Origin of the sequence: Variovorax sp. HW608 (assembly GCF_900090195.1) — a bacterium.
In the GTDB taxonomy this organism is placed as follows: domain Bacteria; phylum Pseudomonadota; class Gammaproteobacteria; order Burkholderiales; family Burkholderiaceae_C; genus Variovorax.
Genome location: NZ_LT607803.1, coordinates 3,708,246 through 3,725,821, shown reverse-complemented (window position 1 = coordinate 3,725,821; position 17,576 = coordinate 3,708,246). Strand labels below are relative to the sequence as shown.

At 67.5% G+C, this 17,576-nt stretch carries 18 protein-coding genes and 1 pseudogene; 10 read left to right on the top strand and 9 right to left on the bottom strand.

Annotated elements, in window-relative coordinates:
• Nucleotides 1–129 precede the first annotated feature (129 nt).
• Nucleotides 130–1,896 (top strand): lysoplasmalogenase family protein, encoded by a 1,767-nt coding sequence (locus VAR608DRAFT_RS17545; RefSeq protein WP_088955217.1) that lies wholly within the window; start codon nt 130–132, stop codon nt 1,894–1,896.
• Here the strand turns inward: VAR608DRAFT_RS17545 and ruvB are convergent.
• Complete coding sequence (gene ruvB, locus VAR608DRAFT_RS17540; RefSeq protein ID WP_088955216.1) at nt 1,866–2,921, bottom strand: Holliday junction branch migration DNA helicase RuvB; 1,056 nt, start codon at nt 2,919–2,921, stop codon at nt 1,866–1,868. The two genes, VAR608DRAFT_RS17545 and ruvB, sit on opposite strands and share 31 nt — an antisense overlap.
• 103 nt (nt 2,922–3,024) lie before the next feature.
• Between ruvB and VAR608DRAFT_RS17535 the strand changes: the two genes are divergently transcribed.
• A complete protein-coding gene (locus tag VAR608DRAFT_RS17535; RefSeq protein ID WP_088958833.1) occupies nt 3,025–3,459 on the top strand; it encodes a hypothetical protein in 435 nt (144 codons plus the stop codon).
• 10 nt (nt 3,460–3,469) lie between these two features.
• On the opposite strand, the gene ruvA is transcribed toward VAR608DRAFT_RS17535, so the two are convergent.
• The gene (ruvA, locus tag VAR608DRAFT_RS17530) at nt 3,470–4,042 is read right to left on the bottom strand and encodes a Holliday junction branch migration protein RuvA (protein WP_088955215.1); all 573 of its coding nucleotides are present in this window, start codon (nt 4,040–4,042) and stop codon (nt 3,470–3,472) included.
• Between the two features lie 34 nt (nt 4,043–4,076).
• Between ruvA and VAR608DRAFT_RS17525 the strand changes: the two genes are divergently transcribed.
• The 3 genes and pseudogenes from VAR608DRAFT_RS17525 (at nt 4,077) to VAR608DRAFT_RS17515 (ending at nt 6,397) form a co-directional block, all read left to right on the top strand.
• Nucleotides 4,077–5,018: a PhoH family protein gene (locus VAR608DRAFT_RS17525; protein WP_088955214.1), complete on the top strand. Its 942-nt coding sequence runs from the start codon at nt 4,077–4,079 to the stop codon at nt 5,016–5,018.
• A 1-nt stretch (nt 5,019) separates the two neighbouring features.
• Nucleotides 5,020–5,472, top strand: a complete 453-nt coding sequence (gene ybeY, locus VAR608DRAFT_RS17520; protein WP_088955213.1) for an rRNA maturation RNase YbeY — start codon at nt 5,020–5,022, stop codon at nt 5,470–5,472.
• 66 nt (nt 5,473–5,538) lie between these two features.
• Nucleotides 5,539–6,397, top strand: a pseudogene (locus VAR608DRAFT_RS17515) (IS5 family transposase).
• A gap of 13 nt (nt 6,398–6,410) precedes the next feature.
• On the opposite strand, the gene VAR608DRAFT_RS17510 reads toward VAR608DRAFT_RS17515, so the two are convergent.
• The 3 genes from VAR608DRAFT_RS17510 to VAR608DRAFT_RS17500 form a co-directional block, all read right to left on the bottom strand.
• The gene (locus tag VAR608DRAFT_RS17510; RefSeq protein ID WP_088955212.1) at nt 6,411–7,637 is read right to left on the bottom strand and encodes an IS110 family transposase; all 1,227 of its coding nucleotides are present in this window, start codon (nt 7,635–7,637) and stop codon (nt 6,411–6,413) included.
• A gap of 347 nt (nt 7,638–7,984) precedes the next feature.
• Nucleotides 7,985–8,428 carry a D-aminoacyl-tRNA deacylase gene (gene dtd / locus VAR608DRAFT_RS17505; RefSeq protein ID WP_088955211.1) on the bottom strand — a complete coding sequence of 148 codons (444 nt, stop codon included), beginning with the start codon at nt 8,426–8,428 and terminating at the stop codon, nt 7,985–7,987.
• Nucleotides 8,425–9,366 (bottom strand): cation diffusion facilitator family transporter, encoded by a 942-nt coding sequence (locus VAR608DRAFT_RS17500; RefSeq protein WP_088955210.1) that lies wholly within the window; start codon nt 9,364–9,366, stop codon nt 8,425–8,427. Before VAR608DRAFT_RS17500 ends, dtd begins: the two co-directional genes overlap by 4 nt.
• A 119-nt stretch (nt 9,367–9,485) precedes the next feature.
• Here VAR608DRAFT_RS17500 and VAR608DRAFT_RS17495 point away from each other — a divergent pair, with 119 nt between their 5' ends.
• A complete protein-coding gene (locus tag VAR608DRAFT_RS17495; protein ID WP_157731041.1) occupies nt 9,486–9,884 on the top strand; it encodes a FecR domain-containing protein in 399 nt (132 codons plus the stop codon).
• A gap of 158 nt (nt 9,885–10,042) precedes the next feature.
• On the opposite strand, the gene VAR608DRAFT_RS17490 is transcribed toward VAR608DRAFT_RS17495, so the two are convergent.
• On the bottom strand, nt 10,043–10,912 hold the full coding sequence (locus VAR608DRAFT_RS17490; RefSeq protein WP_231973541.1) for an RNA-guided endonuclease InsQ/TnpB family protein: 870 nt from the start codon (nt 10,910–10,912) through the stop codon (nt 10,043–10,045).
• Here VAR608DRAFT_RS17490 and VAR608DRAFT_RS38035 point away from each other — a divergent pair.
• The gene (locus VAR608DRAFT_RS38035; protein WP_231973540.1) at nt 10,809–11,066 is read left to right on the top strand and encodes an OmpA family protein; all 258 of its coding nucleotides are present in this window, start codon (nt 10,809–10,811) and stop codon (nt 11,064–11,066) included. The two genes, VAR608DRAFT_RS17490 and VAR608DRAFT_RS38035, sit on opposite strands and share 104 nt — an antisense overlap.
• Nucleotides 11,067–11,249: 183 nt before the next feature.
• Nucleotides 11,250–12,533, top strand: coding sequence for an RNA-guided endonuclease InsQ/TnpB family protein (locus tag VAR608DRAFT_RS17480; protein WP_088955208.1), 1,284 nt, complete (start codon nt 11,250–11,252; stop codon nt 12,531–12,533).
• A 117-nt stretch (nt 12,534–12,650) separates the two neighbouring features.
• Here VAR608DRAFT_RS17480 and tyrS read toward each other — a convergent pair whose 3' ends face one another.
• Entirely contained in the window at nt 12,651–13,883 is a 1,233-nt protein-coding gene (gene tyrS, locus VAR608DRAFT_RS17475) for a tyrosine--tRNA ligase (protein WP_088955207.1), read from the bottom strand.
• Nucleotides 13,884–14,052: 169 nt separating this feature from the next.
• On the opposite strand from tyrS, the gene VAR608DRAFT_RS17470 reads away from it, so the two are divergent.
• A complete protein-coding gene (locus tag VAR608DRAFT_RS17470; RefSeq protein ID WP_088955206.1) occupies nt 14,053–15,399 on the top strand; it encodes a M23 family metallopeptidase in 1,347 nt (448 codons plus the stop codon).
• Between the two features lie 38 nt (nt 15,400–15,437).
• On the top strand, nt 15,438–16,547 hold the full coding sequence (locus VAR608DRAFT_RS17465; protein WP_088955205.1) for an anhydro-N-acetylmuramic acid kinase: 1,110 nt from the start codon (nt 15,438–15,440) through the stop codon (nt 16,545–16,547).
• Nucleotides 16,548–16,694: 147 nt separating this feature from the next.
• Here VAR608DRAFT_RS17465 and erpA read toward each other — a convergent pair whose 3' ends face one another.
• Both erpA and rpsI read right to left on the bottom strand, forming a co-directional pair.
• Nucleotides 16,695–17,060, bottom strand: coding sequence for an iron-sulfur cluster insertion protein ErpA (erpA, locus tag VAR608DRAFT_RS17460; RefSeq protein ID WP_088955204.1), 366 nt, complete (start codon nt 17,058–17,060; stop codon nt 16,695–16,697).
• 123 nt (nt 17,061–17,183) lie between these two features.
• Nucleotides 17,184–17,576, bottom strand: a complete 393-nt coding sequence (gene rpsI / locus VAR608DRAFT_RS17455) for a 30S ribosomal protein S9 (protein WP_088955203.1) — start codon at nt 17,574–17,576, stop codon at nt 17,184–17,186.

Genomic DNA, 17,576 nt, shown 5'->3' with positions numbered 1-17,576 from the left:
CAGCCGCGCATGACGGGGTCATGGCAGCACGATGACGCGCCGACGACACCGCCGCCGGGGCGCCGCCCTGGGGCAAACCATGACGCTGCAGTGACGGCGACAAGAGCGCGGGCCGGGACAATCGACCTCATGCGCCCCGGCCAGATCATCGTCCTCGCAACGCCTGTCTTCTTCCTGCTGATCGGGATCGAATTCCTCGTCGGCCGCCGGCGCGCGAAGCTCGGGACCGGCCATGACACCTACCGCCTGCCCGACACGATCAACAGCCTCGGCCTCGGCATCCTGAGCCAGATCAGCGCAGTCCTCACCGGGCTGCTGCGCATCGGCCTCTACACCGCCTGCTGGTCGGCGTTCGCCCTGTTCCCGAACGAACATTTCTGGACGCAGTGGCACGGCTGGCTGCTGGCGCTGGTCTTCTACGACCTCTGCTACTACTGGCTGCACCGCTTCGGTCACGAGAGTGCGGTGCTGTGGGCCGCGCACGTGGTGCATCACCAGAGCCAGCACTACAACCTGTCGACCGCGCTGCGGCAGACCTCGAGCGGTGCGCTGCTCGGCTGGATCTTCTACCTGCCGATGGCGATCGCGGGCGTGCCGCCGCTGGTCTTCGGCGTGGTCGCGCTCGTCGACCTGCTCTACCAGTTCTGGGTGCACACCGAGCAGGTCGGCCGGCTCGGCTGGTTCGACCGCTGGTTCTGTTCGCCGTCGAACCACCGCGTGCACCACGCGGTCAACGACCGCTACATCGATCGCAACTACGGCGGGGTCCTCATCGTGTGGGACCGGCTCTTCGGCACTTTCAAGGAAGAAGACGAGCCCTGCGTCTACGGCACGCGCAGCCCGCTGCGCAGCTGGGACCCGATCTGGGCCAATGCCGAGGTGTACTGGGCCCTCGCGCGCGACAGCTGGCGCACCCGCCGCTGGAGCGACAAGCTGCGCGTGTGGATCAAGCCGCCCGGCTGGCGGCCGGCGGATGTGGCGGCGATCGACCCCAAGCCGGCCTTCGACATCCGTCAGGTGCAGCGCTACGAGCCGCAGGCGTCCGGCAGCGTACGGGCTTTCGCCGCCGCGCAGTTCGCCCTGCTGCTGGCGGGCGCCATCGCCTTCCTGTGGTTCTCGGACACGCTGCCTTTGGCCACTTCGCTGGTGTGGCTCGCGGCGCTGACCGCGGGGCTGTGGGCGACCGGCGCGGCGCTGCAGGGTCGGCTGACGGTGGCGGAAGTCCTCTTCATCGACGCGGCGGCGCTGGCGACGGCCAGCGGCGCGCTGGGCATCGGGCAGCTTCATGGGGTGTTCAAGCCGCTCGCGCTCGCGGTGCTCATCGGCTTTGCGCTGACGCGCCATCGCGCGCCCGAGGTGCCGGGACGCTTCGCGCGGCTGCTGATCGCCGGCCTCGTCGCCTCGCTGGCCGGCGACGTGCTGCTGATGTGGCCGCAGTTCTTCGTGCCGGGGCTCGTGTGCTTCCTGCTCGCCCACCTGGCCTACATCGGGCTGTTCGCGCAAGGCGTCGGGCTGTTTCCGCGGCCGAATGCCCTCGCCGCGACGCTCGGCATCGGCGCGGTCATGTATGCCTTCCTGTGGTGGGGCGGGCTGCCGGGCGGCCTGCGCATTCCGGTCGGTCTCTACGTGGTGGTGATCGCCTGCATGGCGGCGCAGGCCATCGGGCGCGCCGCGGTCGCGGGCGATCGGGCATCGCTCAAGGTCGCGGTCGGCGCCTCTTTCTTCATGCTGAGCGATTCGCTGCTGGCGACCAACCGCTTCGTCCTGACGCTGCCGGTGGCGTCGCTGTGGGTGCTGGCGACCTACTACGCGGCGCAGTGGCTGATCGCGGCCCATGTGCGGCCGGCCGGCGAAGCGGCGGCCGATCAGCTTCCGAACATGTCGCCCTCGCGCTGAGGCGCGGCGACGCCGAGATGCCGGTACGCGGCGAGGGTCGCGATGCGCCCGCGCGGCGTGCGCTGCAGGTAGCCCTGCTGGATCAGATAGGGCTCGATCACGTCCTCGATCGTGCCGGCCTCCTCGCCGATGCTCGCGGCGATGTTGTCGAGCCCGACCGGGCCGCCGTCGAAGCGGTGGATGACGGCTTCGAGCAGCTTGCGGTCCATCAGGTCGAAGCCCTGCGGATCGACGTCGAGCATCGCCAGCGCCTTGTGCGCGACGTCGGCCGTGATGCGGCCGTCGCTCTTGACCTGCGCATAGTCGCGCACCCGGCGCAGCAGGCGATTCGCGATGCGCGGCGTGCCACGCGAACGGCGCGCGATCTCCAGGCCGCCGGCCTCGTCCGCCGGCACCCCGAGCAGGCCCGCGCTGCGATGGACGATGCGCGCCAGTTCCTCCGCCGTATAGAACTCGAGCCGCGCGACGATGCCGAAGCGATCGCGCAGCGGATTGGTCAGCATGCCGGCGCGGGTGGTCGCGCCGACGAGCGTGAAAGGCTGCAGGTCGAGCTTGATGCTGCGCGCCGCGGGGCCTTCGCCGATCATGATGTCGATCTGGTAGTCCTCCAGCGCGGGGTAGAGGATTTCCTCGACCACCGGCGAGAGGCGATGGATCTCGTCGATGAAGAGCACGTCGTTGCGCTCGAGATTGGTGAGCAGCGCCGCGAGGTCCTTGGGTTTTTCGAGCACCGGGCCGGAGGTCTGCCGCAGGTTGACGCCGAGCTCGGCCGCGATGATGTGCGACAGCGTGGTCTTGCCGAGCCCCGGCGGACCGAAGAGCAGCACATGGTCCAGCGCTTCCTTCCGGTGGCGTGCCGCACCGATAAAGATTTCGAGCTGTTCGCGCACCTTCGCCTGGCCGACGTATTCGTCGAGCAGCTTGGGACGCAGCGCGCGTTCGATCGCTTCTTCATTGGGCGAGGCGGGCGCGGCGGACACCACGCGTTGCGGCGCCGGGGCGAAATCGTCGGTCTGGATGGTCATGGGCTTGCGGGCTGAGCGAGCAGTTTAGTCGGGCGGCCGCGGCGACGCGCCATACGGCAGAATGCGCCACCGGGAAGGGGCGAGAACCTTGTCGATCACCAGCATGAATGACAACGATCGCGCGCTGTGCGCTGCCACGGCCGGCCTGCTGCGCGCCAGCGGGATGCTGGCGGCCTGGGGGCTGGCGCTTTCGTGCATCGCCGGGCTGGTGCTCTCGCTGACAGGCCGATCGCTCCCATCGGTCTCGTGGGGCGCCTACGCGGTGGTGGCGCTGGTCGGCTTGCTCGAACGCTACCTGGCGCTGCGCCTGCGGCTCGACGCGGGCACGTACGAGGCGCTCGCGCAAGGCGCCGTCGGCTCGCTGGCCAGCCTGGACGGCACCCTCGAACGACTGGGACTGCGGCGCGCCGCCGATGCCTCGCGCCCGCTGGCCGACCGGGTCCTTCTGGCCCGCCAGCTGATGCAGCGGCACGGCATCGCGGTGGCCGTGCAGACCGTGATGTTCGCGCTGGCGCTCGCGGTGCAGGACTGGCGTTGAACGCCGGCCGCTACTTGGCCAGGGCCCGCAGCGCCAGCTTGATCCCCTCGCCCACCGCCACATCCTTGGGCAGGGCCTTGAGCGCGGCAGCGGCTTCCTTGTCGCTGTAGCCGAGCGCGACCAGCGCCTGCAGGATGTCGGCCTGGTTGTCGGTGGCCGCATGCGCGGGCAGCGCGATCTCGGCGCCGAGCTTGCCCTTGAGCTCCAGCAGCAACCGCTCGGCCGTCTTCTTGCCGATGCCGGGGATCCTGACCAGGCGGCCCGCCTCCTGCAGCGTGATCGCCTGCGACAACTCGCTCACGCTCATGCCGCTGAGCACGCCCAGCGCGGTGCGCGGCCCGACGCCGGAGATCTTGATCAACTGCCGGAAGGCCGCGCGCTCGGCGGCGGTGCCGAAGCCATAGAGGATCTGCGCGTCCTCGCGCACCACGAAATGCGTGAGCAGCGACACCCGCTCGCCCGCGGCCGGCAGGTTGTAGAAGGTGCTCATGGGCACATCCACCTCGTAGCCGACGCCATGGCAGTCCACCACGATCTGCGGAGGATTGCGTTCGGCCAGGATGCCGGTGAGTTTGCCTATCATGGGTGCCCTTCTCGCTTTTGGAAATGAAACTCGCGTGATTCTGCGACACACCTTCGCCCCGCCCAACAACACACGCCTGGGGCATCTTTGCGGTCCGCTCGACGCGAACCTGCGGCGCATCGAGGAAGCGCTCAACGTCAAGATCGCGCACCGGCACGAGCAGTTCAAGGTCGAAGGCGCCAAGGCGAACGCCGAGCGCGCGATGGACGTGCTGCAGGCGCTCTACGAGATCGCGCAGCGGCCGATCGATGCGGCAGTGGTGCAGCTCACGCTGGCCGGCGACGGCTCGATGACCGAGGCGGAGGACGGCGCCATCGTCCTCGCCACCCGGCGCGCCGATCTGCGCGCACGCACGCCGAACCAGAGCGTCTACCTGCAGAACATCGCGGGCCACGACATCACGCTCGGCATCGGCCCCGCCGGCACCGGCAAGACCTACCTTGCCGTCGCGAGCGCGGTGGATGCGCTCGAACGCAGCGCGGTCCAGCGCATCGTGCTCACGCGCCCCGCGGTCGAGGCCGGCGAGCGGCTCGGCTTTCTGCCGGGCGACCTGACGCAGAAGGTCGATCCCTATCTTCGGCCGCTGTACGACGCGCTCTACGACCTGATGGGCTTCGACCGCGTGCAGAAGGCCTTCGAGCGCAATGCGCTCGAGATCGCGCCGCTGGCCTTCATGCGCGGCCGCACGCTGAACAACGCCTTCGTGATCCTCGACGAGGCCCAGAACACCACGCCGGAGCAGATGAAGATGTTCCTCACGCGCATCGGCTTCGGCGCCAAGGCGGTGGTCACCGGCGACGTCAGCCAGATCGACCTGCCGAAGGGGCAGCTCAGCGGGCTGATCGACGCCGAGCGCATCCTCAAGCGCGTCAACGGCATCGCGATCACGCACTTCACGAGCGCGGACGTGGTGCGCCATCCGCTGGTGGCGCGGATCGTCGACGCCTACGACAGCGCCAGGAAGAGGGTCGCCTGAGATGGCGTTGCCGGCACTCTCCCTTTCGCTTCAGTTCGGCCGCTTCAAGGGCGTGGAGCGTCATCGCGGCGCGCTGCCGCGGCACAGCGTCGCGCGCTGGATCCGCCATGCGCTCGATGCCGACGCCGAGATCACGGTGCGCATCGTCGACGCCGACGAAGGCCAGCGGCTGAATCGCGAGTTCCGGGGCAAGGACTATGCGACCAACGTGCTGACTTTCGACTATGCAGAGGCGCCGGTCGTGATGGCCGACCTCGTGCTGTGCGCGCCGGTCGTCGCCAGGGAGGCGAAGGAACAGCGCAAGACGCTCGCCGCGCACTACGCGCACCTGCTGGTGCACGGCACGCTTCACGCGCAGGGCTGGGACCACGAGACCAGCGACGCAGACGCCGAGGCGATGGAGGCGCGCGAGATCGAGATCCTGGCGCGGCTCGGCATCAAGAACCCCTACTAAGACCTTATCCGTAATTAGGTAAACTGTCGATCCGAGCCGCATTGGGCGCGGCGCTGGATCGAGATCTTGGCGAAACGTGTTGAGTCGTGGGTGGTGACCGATGAGTTCTGGCAGCGGGTGGAGCCGCTGATTCCTGCGCGCTCGGCGGCAGACAAGGTCTACGTGCGCAAGCCCGGGGCCGGTCGACCGCCAAAGCCGGCTCGACTGGTGTTCGAGGCAATCGTCTACGTGCTGCGCACGGGCTGCCAGTGGAAGGCGCTGCCCAAGGAGCGCTTCGGCAGCGCGAGCGCCATCCACAAGCGATTCCTTGAGTGGGAAGCCGCGGGATTCTTCGAAGCTCTGTGGAAGGCGGGCTTGGCCGAGTACGACCAGATGCAGGGCATTGCCTAGCGCTGGCAGAGTGTCGACGGCGCGATGATGAAGGCGCCGCTGGCTCAGCAAGCCGTCGGCCGCAATCCGACGGATCGGGGGAAAAAAGGGCAGCAAGCGCCACCTGTTGGTGGACGGCCGTGGCGTCCCGTTGTCGCTCGTCGTGACCGGGGCCAACGTCCATGACTGCAAGCGCCTTGACGATGTGCTCAGCACCATCGTCGTCACGCGCCAGGATCCGCCACATCGGCGAAGCAAACATCTGTGCGCCGACGCGGGCTACCGTGGAGCCGAACACCGTCGCACCATCGAGGGCCACGGCTACATCCCTCACGTCGTTGGTCGACGTACCGAAGCCGACATCAAGCGGCGCGATCCGAACAAGAAAGCCCGCCGCTGGGTTGTCGAGGTCTGCCATAGCTGGTTCAACCGCTTCCGAAAACTGCTCGTGCGCTACGAGAAACTCGAGCGCAGCTTTGTCGCGCTCAACCATCTCGCCGCCGCCATCATCGCCTTCCGCAAGGTACCTGCCGACGTCAACATAATTTACGGATAAGCTCTAAGAAGCGTTATCCCGTATGAACCAAGACAGGAACATCGCAGCCGAGATCCTGAAGTCGTTTCATGAGGCGACGGATGGTCTTGGATCGATCCTGGCGATCGAAGTGGTCGCTGCCCAGGTCGTTGTATTCGGTGCCGTCGCGAAGCATGTGGTACGCGGCGGTGAGCATCGAGGCGGCCACGGCGAGGATGGCCTTCTTGGCTCCGCGACGTGCCTTGATACGCAGGAACTGCGCACGCAGGTAGCTGGTCTTCACGCGCACCGCGGCCCAGGCGGCGGTGACCAGTGCCGTCTTGATCCAGGTGCCGCTCTTGCGCACGCGGGTGGAGCGGCGCTTGCCGGCGCTCTCGTCGCTGCGCGGACACAATCCGGCCCACGAGATCAGATGGCCGGCACTGGGGAAGCGCGACATGTCCACGCCGATCTCCGCCACCACGACGCTGGCCGTCAGGTCACTGACCCCCGGCATCGTCGCGAGCAGGCGGGCGCGCTGCCGGATCGGCGCCAGCGCTTTTCCCACGGCCGCATCCAGTTCGGCCAGCGTGCGCTGCAAAGCGTCGATCACCTGCAGGTGCAGCCTGAGCATCGTGCGGTGGTGCTCGGTGATGCGCCCGCGCAGCGCCTCGCGCAATTCGGCGCTCTTGCTGCGCGCCGTGCCCTGCGCCAGCGCGGCCAGGTGCGCCGGATCACTCTGGCCGGCCACGATGGCATCGAGCATCGCACGGCCGCTCTTGCCCAGTACATCCGACAGGACGCTGCCCAACTTGAGGTTGGCGTCCTCCAGCACCTTCTGGATACGCAGCGAGTGCTGGGAGACCTCCCGCACGAGTTGCTTGCGGGTGCGCGTGAGGTCGCGCAACTGCTGGATCGCCTGCGGCGGCACGAAGCTGGAGCGGATGAGGCCGTGCGCCAAGAGATCGGCAATCCACATCGCGTCGTTCACGTCGGTCTTGCGACCCGGCACGTTGCGGATATGCGCAGCGTTGGCCAGCACCAACTCGAACTCCGCTTCCAGCACGTGCCACACCGGCTTCCAGTACACGCCGGTGGCTTCCATGGCCACATGGGTGCAGTCGTGCTCGGCCAGCCAATCGGCCAGTTCGAGCAACTGGGCCGTCGTGGTGCCGAAGCTGCGCACCTCCTGATGCATGGGCGGCGAGACGCATCGCACGCAGGCCACGATGGTGTCCTTGTGCACGTCCAGGCCCGCACAGCGCGTGTAAAGCACTTGCATGAGAACCTCCTGGCGGTTGATGGGCACCGCAGGCAGTCCTCGTCATCGGACTCTACTAAGCGTGCTTCGGGGCGTTGCCGCCCTCTGCCACATTCCGGGGTGCTCGCAGGACTGCGGGTCCAACTACTGAACGGGCTTGTCGCACCAAGGGGAAGCCGACCTCGTCAGCAGCGCCCAAATTCATCCTACAACCACGCGCCATCCGTCGTCCACGTCCCCCGCTTCATGCGCCGGGGTCGGGTCCACCCGATGGCCAACTACTGAAGCGCGCTGCTGCCGCGCTCATTGGGTAACCTCCGTGCTCCGCAGTGCGGTGCGAGCCCCCTTCGGAACGGCCGGGCGGGGGCTCATGGCGCCATCTGCAGCAGAATGGTCACCGGGCCATCGTTGACCAGATGCACCTTCATGTCGGCGCCGAATTCGCCGGTCGCGACCACCGGATGCGCCGCCCGGGCCTTCGAAACGAAATGCTCGTAAAGCCGCCGGCCTTCATCGGGCGCGGCCGCCTGCGTGAAGCTCGGCCGATTGCCTGCGCTCGCATCGGCCGCGAGCGTGAACTGGCTCACGACCAGCAAGCCGCCGGCCACGTCCTCGAGGCTCAGGTTCATCTTGCCAGCGTCGTCCGAGAAGATGCGCAGCTTCAGGATCTTGGCGAGCATGCGGTCGGCCTGCGCATCGGTGTCGCCGCGCTCCGCGCACAAGAGGACGAGCAGGCCCGAATCGATGGCACCGGCGATGCGGCCGTCGATGTCGACGCGCGCACTGCTGACGCGCTGCAGGAGTGCTTTCATGGCGAGTGTTCCTTTTGGGTGGCGCGCGCCTCCATCCCGAGCGGCAGGAGCTGGATGGTGACGCGCAGACCAGGCACGGCGTCCATCAGGTCCTGCTCGAGCGCATCGCGCAGACCGGCTGCGCGCTCCAGCGACCACGCGCCCGGCACGTGCATGTGCAGATCGGCAAAGCGCCGCTGTCCGGCGCGCCGGGTGACCATGTCGTCGAAGCGCAGCTGTGCGCCTTCCGGGACGCCGGCGGCGAACCGCTCGAGGGTGGCGCGCAGAACGGACTGGGTCTTCGCATCCAGCGCCTCGTCCATCAGCCCTTGCGATGACCGCCAGACCAGCTTCACGCCTTCGCGCAGGATGTTCAGCGCCACGCCGATGCCCAGCACGGGATCGAGCCAGAGCCAGCCCGTCAGTGCAACCGCGGCGACGCCGACCAGCACCCCGACCGACGTCCAGACGTCGCTGAGCAGATGGCGCGCATCGGCCTCCAGCGCGATGGAACGGTGCACCTCGGCCGCCCGAAACAGCACGAAGGCGAGCAGGCCGTTGAAGACCGAGCTCAGGACCGAGAGCGCCAGCCCCCATCCGAGCTGTTCGAGCGGCTGGGGCGACAAGAGACGCGCGACCGCCGCCCAGATGATCGCGACTGCGGCGGCGACGATCAGGACGCCTTCGAATCCCGACGAGAAGTATTCGGCCTTGTGATGCCCATAGGGGTGGTCCTCGTCCGCCGGACGCATGGCGATCGTGACCATGACCAGGGCGAAGGTCGCGCTCGCGAGGTTCACGAAGGACTCCATCGCGTCCGAGATCAGGCCCATCGAGTTCGTGATGTACCCCGCCCACCCCTTCAGCACGATGGTGATGAGGGCGACCGCGATCGAGACGCGCAGCAGCGCCCGCGGGCTCAATGTGGAGAGCCTGGAGAAGCGGAGGAGAGAGTACAAGGGCTGAGCAAAGTCTCAAAAAGCCGCTGAATTATCGCGAGACGCACCGCACCTCCGAGGGCTTTCGGCACGATTCACGTACTATTTACTACACACCGGAAGCCACAGCAGATTCTCTTGTGATCCAACGAAGCATCGCACGGGCCCTATGCGGCCTTGTTCTCGTCTGTGCCAGCGCGAGCACACTGGTACAGACCGCGCCCAATTCCCCCAGCGCGCAAGCCGGCGTGCAGGCGGGCGTCCTCAAGTCCGTGCGCGGGGACGTGCGCCTGCTCGCGACGGACGGATCGATGCGGACCGCCCAATCCGGCGACGTCGTCGCGCCCATCGACCGCATCGTGACCGGCCCGACCACGCAGGACGGCGGCATGCTGATCGCCCTGCTGCAGGGCTCTGCGCGGATGATCACCGGCCTGATCGGCAAGACGCATCCCGATGCGGTTCGCGTCGAGACGCCCACCGCGGTCATCAGTATTCGCGGCACCGATTTCATCGTTCAAGCCGACCCGCAACCTTGACACCGCTATCTCGCATTTCTGCTCGCGCGGCCTCGCGGCGACGCTAGCCATCACGGCGTGCTCGACTCCTGGGGCGCGCGTGGTGCTGCTGCCGGAGCCGGACGGCAAGCCGTCCGCCGTCATCTTGACGTCCACCCCGCCCTGAAGGATGGGGATTCCTACTGCGCGGGCGTTGGCCTGAGGTGAGCTCCTGCCAACGCCTTTGCTTCGGTGGGTTCCTGCTTCGCCGGAGCAGCGCGAGACGGCCTTTCGGCCGCTTCGCGACTGACATCTCCTCCACAGGCATCGCCGAGCGCGCCTTGCCGCTCACTCAGCCAAGCCGCGCGCCCCGCGGCTAGAACGTTCTTCGCGGCGTGCACATCCGCGTTTTCCGTGTGGCCACAGGCCACGCAGGCGAAATTCGCCTGACTTTTCCGATTTTCTGCACTCTCGTGCCCGCAACAGCGGCACGTGCGGCTCGTGTATGCGGGATTGACCAGGATGACCCGGCCGCCTCGCCACTGCACCTTGTACACGAGTTGCCGCGCGAACTCGCCCCACGCGGCATCGAGGATGCCGCGATTGAGGCCGGCCTTCGCTCGAACGTTTCGCCCCCGCGCCTGGGCCGTGCCGCGCGCCGAAGCGGTCATGTTGACGATGCGAAGGTCTTCCAGCGCAATGACGGCGTGCCTGTCTGCCAGGTCGGTCGTGAGCTTGTGCAGCCAGTCGCTGCGCTGGCGGGCGATCTTACGGTGCAGGTTGCCGAGACGCGCCACCGCCTTGCGGCGATTGGCCGAGCCCTTCTTCTTGCGCGCCACCGCGCGCTGATAGCGCGCGAGGCGGCGCTGCTGGCGCGACAGCGCCTGCAGCGGCTCGACCGACGTCTCGTCGCTCAGCGCCGCGAACTTGGCAAGCCCCAGGTCCGAAACCGCGCTGACGCCGGCATTGCAGTGGGCGCTCAACGAAGCCTTTGCCGCTGCACGGGCGCGCAGCGGCGGCGAGATCGTCGTGACCGGCCATACCGACACCGTCGGGACGGTCGCGCACAACGACGAACTCTCGCGCGTGCGCGCGGCACTGGTGCGACAGATCTTCGTGGACAGAGGCTCCAGCCCGATCGCGTCGAGGCGGTCGGCCGAGGTGCGCGCGAGCCCGCCATCCAGACGGGCGACGAGGTCGCGGAGCCCCGGAACCGCCGCGTGACCCAGGTGCGCGACAAGCCCCGTCCTCCAGGGCGGGGAAGGAAAGCGCGGACGGCGCCGTCCGACGATGGGCTGGACGGGCTGGACGGGCTGGACGGGCTGGGCGGGCTGGGCGGCGACGACAGAAATTTGCGCAACCCTGCCCTAGCGCAAACCCGAGTCGCCTGCGTATGCTGAATTGATCATGCAGGACATCAAGGCATACCGCTTCCAGATGCGTACTCGACCGAAGGTCGAGGCGCAGCTGCGCCGGTTCGCCGGCATGGGGCGCTGGGTGTGGTGCCGGGCGCTTGCCGAGCAGCGCGCGCGGCACGCGCGAGGCGAGAAGTACGCCGGCTATGCGCAGATGTGCACCTGGCTCACGGACTGGCGCAACGACCCGAAGACCGGCTGGCTGGCCGACGGGCCGGTCCACCCGCAGCAGCAGGTGCTGCGGCGGCTGGACGAGGCGTACAAGCGATTCTTCGCGACCGTGAAGGCTGGCGGCGGGCGCGCAGGGCCGCCGAGGTTCAAGCGCTACGGCGAAGAGCCAGGCATCCGCTTTCCCGATCCAAAGCAGTTCGTCTTGGACGCGGCTAATGGCCGCCTCAAGCTCCCCAAGCTCGGTTGGGTGCGCCTGCGCATGAGCCAGCCGCTCGATGGGGTGGTGCGCAACGTCAGCGTCACCCGCGAGGGTGAGCGCTGGTTCGTCTCGCTGCAGGTCGAGTCGAAGGAGGTTGCGCCGGCGCTCGATGTCGCGCCGACTCTCGGCATCGACCTGGGGCTCGCCAAGTTCGCGGCGCTGAGTGACGAGACGTCGGTCGAGCCCCTGAAGGCGCTGGAGCGCCAGCAGCGGCGACTCGCGCGCTATCAGCGCGCCGTGGCGCGCAAGAAGAAGGGCTCGACCAACCGCCGCAAGGCGGTGGTGCGGCTGGGTAACCTGTATCGCAGGATCGCCCGACAGCGCAGCGACTGGCTGCACAAGCTCACGACCGAGTTGGCCGATCGGCACGCGGTGATCGCTCTGGAGGACCTTCGCATCGCCAGCATGAGCGCCTCGGCGCGCGGCACGGTCGAGGCGCCAGGGAAGAACGTTCGCGCGAAGGCGGGCCTCAACCGCGGCATCCTCGATGCCGCGTGGGGCGAGTTCGCGCGGCAGCTCGCGTACAAGGTGCAGTGGCGAGGCGGCCGGGTCATCCTAGTCAACCCCGCGTACACAAGCCGGACGTGCCGCTGTTGCGGCCATGAGCGCGCGGAGAACCGGAAGACGCAGGCCGTCTTCAGCTGTGCGGCCTGTGGCCACACGGAAAACGCGGACGTGCACGCCGCGAAGAACATTCTGGCCGCGGGGCGCGCGACCTGGCTCAGCGAGCGGCAAGGCGCGCGCAGCCATGCCTGTGGAGGAGACGTCAGTCGCAAAGCGGCCGCAAGGCCGCCTCGCGCAGCTCCTGCGAAGCAGGAACCCACCGAAGCAAAGGCGTTGGCATGAGCTCACCTCAGGCCAACGCCCGCGCAGCAGGAATCCCCGTCCTTCAGGGCGGGGAGGACGTCAACATCGAAGTCCGCTGACCCGGTGCTGGAAGGACGCCCCCTGGTGTCCGGTCGCTCAGCTCAGATGGACGCGCGCGAACTTGCGCTTGCCGACCTGCACCACGTAGCTTCCGGCGGACAGCTTCATGCCCTTGTCGCTGACCACGCTGGAGTCGACGCGCACGCCGCCGCCGTCGATGAGCCGGTTGCCCTCGGACGCCGACGGCGCGAGGCCCGCCTGCTTGAGCAGCTGGGCGATGCCCAGCGGGGCGCCTGACAGGCTCACTTCCGGAATCTCGTCAGGCACACCGCCCTTGCTCCGGTTGATGAAATCCTGCTCGGCGGCATCCGCGAGCGCCGCGCTGTGGAAGCGCGCGGTGATCTCCTTGGCGAGCCCCACCTTGGCGTCCTTGGGATTGCGGCCGGCCTCGACCTCGGCCTTGAGCGCCTCGATCTCGGCGATCGACTTGAAGCTCAGCAGCGTGTACCAGCGCCACATCAGGGTGTCCGAGATCGACAGGACCTTGGCGAACATGGTGTTCGGGTCTTCGCTGATGCCGATGTAGTTGTTCTTGCTCTTCGACATCTTCTCAACGCCGTCGAGTCCCTCGAGGAGCGGCATAGTGAGTATGCACTGCGGCTCCTGACCGTACTCCTGCTGGAGGTGCCTGCCCATCAGCAGGTTGAACTTCTGGTCGGTGCCGCCCAGTTCGAGGTCCGACCGCAGCGCGACCGAGTCGTAGCCCTGCATCAGCGGGTAGAGGAACTCGTGCACCGAGATCGACTGGCCGGCCTTGAAGCGCTTGCTGAAATCCTCGCGCTCCATCATGCGGGCCACGGTGTACTTCGCCGCGAGCTGGATCATGCCGCGCGCGCCGAGCGGATCGCTCCACTCGGAGTTGTAGCGGATCTCGGTCCTGGCCGGATCGAGCACCAGGCTGGCCTGCCGGTAGTAGGTCTGGGCGTTGGCCTCGATCTGCTCGCGGGTCAGCGGCGGCCGGGTCGAGTTGCGGCCCGAGGGATCGCCGATGGTGGTCGTGAAATCGCCGATCAGGAAGATCACGGTGTGCCCGAGATCCTGGAGCTGGCGCATCTTGTTGAGCACCACGGTATGGCCGATGTGGATGTCCGGGGCCGTGGGGTCGAGGCCGAGCTTGATTCGCAGCGGCGTCCCCATCGCCTCGGACCGCTGGAGCTTTCGTATCCACTCGTCCTGGGGAAGAAGCTCGTCAGTCCCACGAAGTGAAATTTCGAGCGCTCTTCCTACGCCTTCGGACAGACTTGCGGATGTAACAAAACCGGATTTCATTGGGCTTTAGGGCAGTGCTTCTATGGCATAAGTCATGCCACGGCTATACTTTGCCCGTTTCTCTCAAGCGCCGGATTCTAAGCGGCGCTGCTCCCCGCACCGTCCTGCCGCCCGTTCGACACGGCCCCCGCAGCGCGGTTTCGCCGAACCTGAGCTGGAATTCGAAGTTTTGATCAACGGCATTCTTGCTGCCGAGGAGCTGATTGCTTCCCGCGTGGCCCACATATTCCGGACCTATCCGAAGCAGATCACGGCTGCCGTTGCCGTGCTGCTTCTGTCCGCGGGCGGCGGCGCCTTTGCCGTCGCCTCCCTCGCTCCCGATGCGGCCGACCTCCCCGTCAAGCAGGTGTTCGAATCGGTCACCCCGCTGTCCTTCGCTGAGCAGGTCCAAGCGCTCGACAACCACAGCTTTACCCTTTTCCGCACCGAGATCACGCGCTCGAGTGACACGGCCGAAGCGCTCCTGCAGCGACTGGGGCTCGCCGATCCCTCCGCGGCTGCCTTCGTGCGCGGCAATCCCGAGGCGCGCAGCGCATTCCTGAGCCGCGCCGGACGGACCGTGACCGCCGAAGCCACGCAGGAGAACACCCTGCAAAAGCTCAGCGCGCGCTGGATCCCGGACGGCGACGGCAACTTCAAGCGCGTCGTCATCGAAAAGACGCCCGCGGGCTTTCGGGCGCGGTCCGAAACCGACGTCCTGACGCCGGGCACCCGGCTTGCGAGCGGCATCGTTCGCAGTTCGCTGTTCGCGGCAACGGACGACGCCGGCATTCCCGACGCGGTCGCGAGCCAGCTGGCGGACGTTTTTTCCGGCGACGTCGACTTCCGGTCACTGCGCAAGGGCGACCGCTTCGCCGTCGTCTACGAGACCTTCGATGCAGACGGCCAGACGCTGCGCACGGGCCGCGTCCTGTCCGCCGAATTCGAAAGCGGCGGCAAGCTGCATCAGGCGCTGTGGTTCCAGGCGCCCGGGCAAAAAGGAAGCTACTACCGCCCGAACGGCGACAGCCTGCGTCACGCCTATCTGGCCTCGCCGGTCGAGTTCACCCGGGTGAGCAGCGGCTTCGCGATGCGGCTGCACCCGATCCTGAACAGCTGGCGCCAGCATCACGGCATCGATTTCGCGGCACCCACCGGAACGCCGGTTCGTGCCGTCGGTGACGGCACCGTCGAATTCGCCGGCACCCAGAGCGGCTACGGAAACATCGTGATCCTGAAGCACAGCAGCACCCAGGAAACCGCCTATGCGCACCTGAGCCGCATCGACGTCAGGGTCGGCCAGAGCGTGAGCCAGAGCCAGACCCTGGGTGCGGTCGGCATGACCGGCTGGGCCACCGGCCCTCACCTGCACTTCGAATTCCGCGTCGACGGCGAGTATCGCGATCCGTCCACGATTGCCCAGAATGGCGGCGCCCCGATCAGCGTTGCGTCGCGCCCCGCTTTCGAGCGGCTCGCGGTCGCGACGCGCGCCGAGTTGTCCGCCGCCTTCTCGGTGGTTCAGGCAAGCGCGGACTGACGCGGGCCCCGCAGCGCCGGATCGGCTCGACCCGAAAGATGGCTGAACTCTTCATCGGCCTGATGTCGGGGACGTCGATGGACGGCGTCGATGGCGTGCTCGCGGATTTCTCGGCCGGACGCATTGCGGTACGAGGCTACGCGGCGGCGCCGTTCCCGGCCGCACTGCGCGCCGAGCTCATGGCACTCAACACCCCCGGCGACAACGAGTTGCATCGGGCGGCCCTGGCCGGCAACCGCCTCGCCCACGCCTATGCGGGGGTGGTGCATCAACTGATGGCCGATGCCAGCCTGTCGCCCGGCGCCGTGACGGCGATCGGTGCGCACGGCCAGACCGTGCGGCACCGGCCCGGAGAGTTCGACGACGTCGGCTACACGCTGCAGATCAACAACCCTTCCCTGCTTGCCGAGCTGACCGGCATCCCGGTCGTCGCGGATTTCCGCAGCCGGGATGTCGCTGCCGGCGGGCAGGGGGCGCCGCTCGTTCCCGGCTTTCACCGGGCGCTGTTCGCGCGCAGCGACCAGGCGGTCGCGGTGCTGAACATCGGCGGCATTTCCAATCTCAGCATCCTTCCGGCGGGTGAAGGCACGGTGCTCGGCTTCGACTGCGGACCGGGCAATGCACTGATCGACCACTGGTGCCAGACGCACATCGGCCAGCCCTACGACGTCGGCGGCCAATGGGCGGCGAGCGGCCGCGTGGTGCCCGAACTGTTGGCGCGGCTGCTAGGCGACGCCTATTTCGCCAAGAGCCCGCCCAAGAGCACCGGCCGCGACCTGTTCAACCCGGACTGGCTGGCCGCACACCTCTCCACCTCCGAAGCCGACCCCGCGGACGTGCAGGCCACGTTGACGGAACTGACGGCCTGCGTCTGTGCCGAGCATCTGAAGCGGTATGGTGCCGGCAGCCAGCTGCTGATCGTGTGCGGCGGTGGCGCGCTCAACGATCACCTCCTCTCACGGCTGCGCGCCCTGCTGCCGACCGTCGAGGTCGTGTCGTCCGGCGAACGCGGCCTGCCGCCCCAGGAAGTGGAGGCCGCCGCCTTCGCCTGGCTGGCGCGCGGTGCGCTGCGCGGCGAGCCCGGCAATCTCGCGAGCGTGACCGGCGCCCGCGGTCCGCGCGTTCTCGGCGCCGTCTACCCTGCGTGAGCGGGGCGAGCGCCGCCCCTCAGCCCTGCCCCGAGACTTCCGGCTGCGCCGGCTGAACCGCCGCCGCGCAGAAGTTCGGAAAAGGGACAGGCAGCAAAAAGCCGCCCGGAGGCGGCTTTGTCAAACGGCACGAACCGGCCGGTCGCATCAAGCCGAGAAGCTCGATCCGCAGCCGCAGGTGCTGGTGGCGTTCGGGTTCTTGATCACGAACTGCGCGCCCTGGAGATCTTCCTTGTAGTCGATCTCGGCGCCGACGAGGTATTGATAGCTCATCGCGTCGATCAGAAGTGACACGCCGTTCTTGGTCATCGTCGTGTCGTCTTCGTTGGTGATTTCATCGAAGGTGAAACCGTACTGGAAACCGGAGCAACCGCCACCCTGCACGAACACGCGCAGCTTGAGGTCGGGATTGCCTTCCTCGGCGATCAGGTCGGCCACCTTGGCCGCCGCGCTGTCCGTGAAGACGATCGGGTCGGGCATCTGGGTCTGAACATTTTCTGCAACGGCACTCATCGAGAGAACTCCTGTGGGGCCGGTCGAGCGGCCGAATAAATGAATGCTACTTCAATCAGCAAAAAGCCGCCCGAAGGCGGCTTTTTTGACAGCTCGGGCGGTAAGCCCAAAAACGCTTCGGATTTAGCGCTTCGAGAACTGCTTGCGGCGGCGTGCGGAATGCAGACCGACCTTCTTACGCTCGACTTCACGCGCATCGCGGGTGACGAAGCCGGCCTGGCTCAGCACGGGCTTCAGCGAGGCGTCGTAGTCGATCAGGGCGCGGGTGATGCCGTGGCGCGTTGCGCCGGCCTGGCCCGATTCGCCACCGCCCGCCACGTTGACCAGGATGTCGAAGGTTTCGACATTGTTGGTCAGGTACAGGGGCTGCTTGGCGATCATGATCGAGGTTTCGCGGCCAAAGAAATCCTGGATGTCCTTGCCGTTCACCGTGATCTTGCCGGTGCCCTTTTTCAGAAACACGCGGGCGACGCTGGATTTGCGACGGCCGGTGCCGTTGTTCCATTCACCAATCAT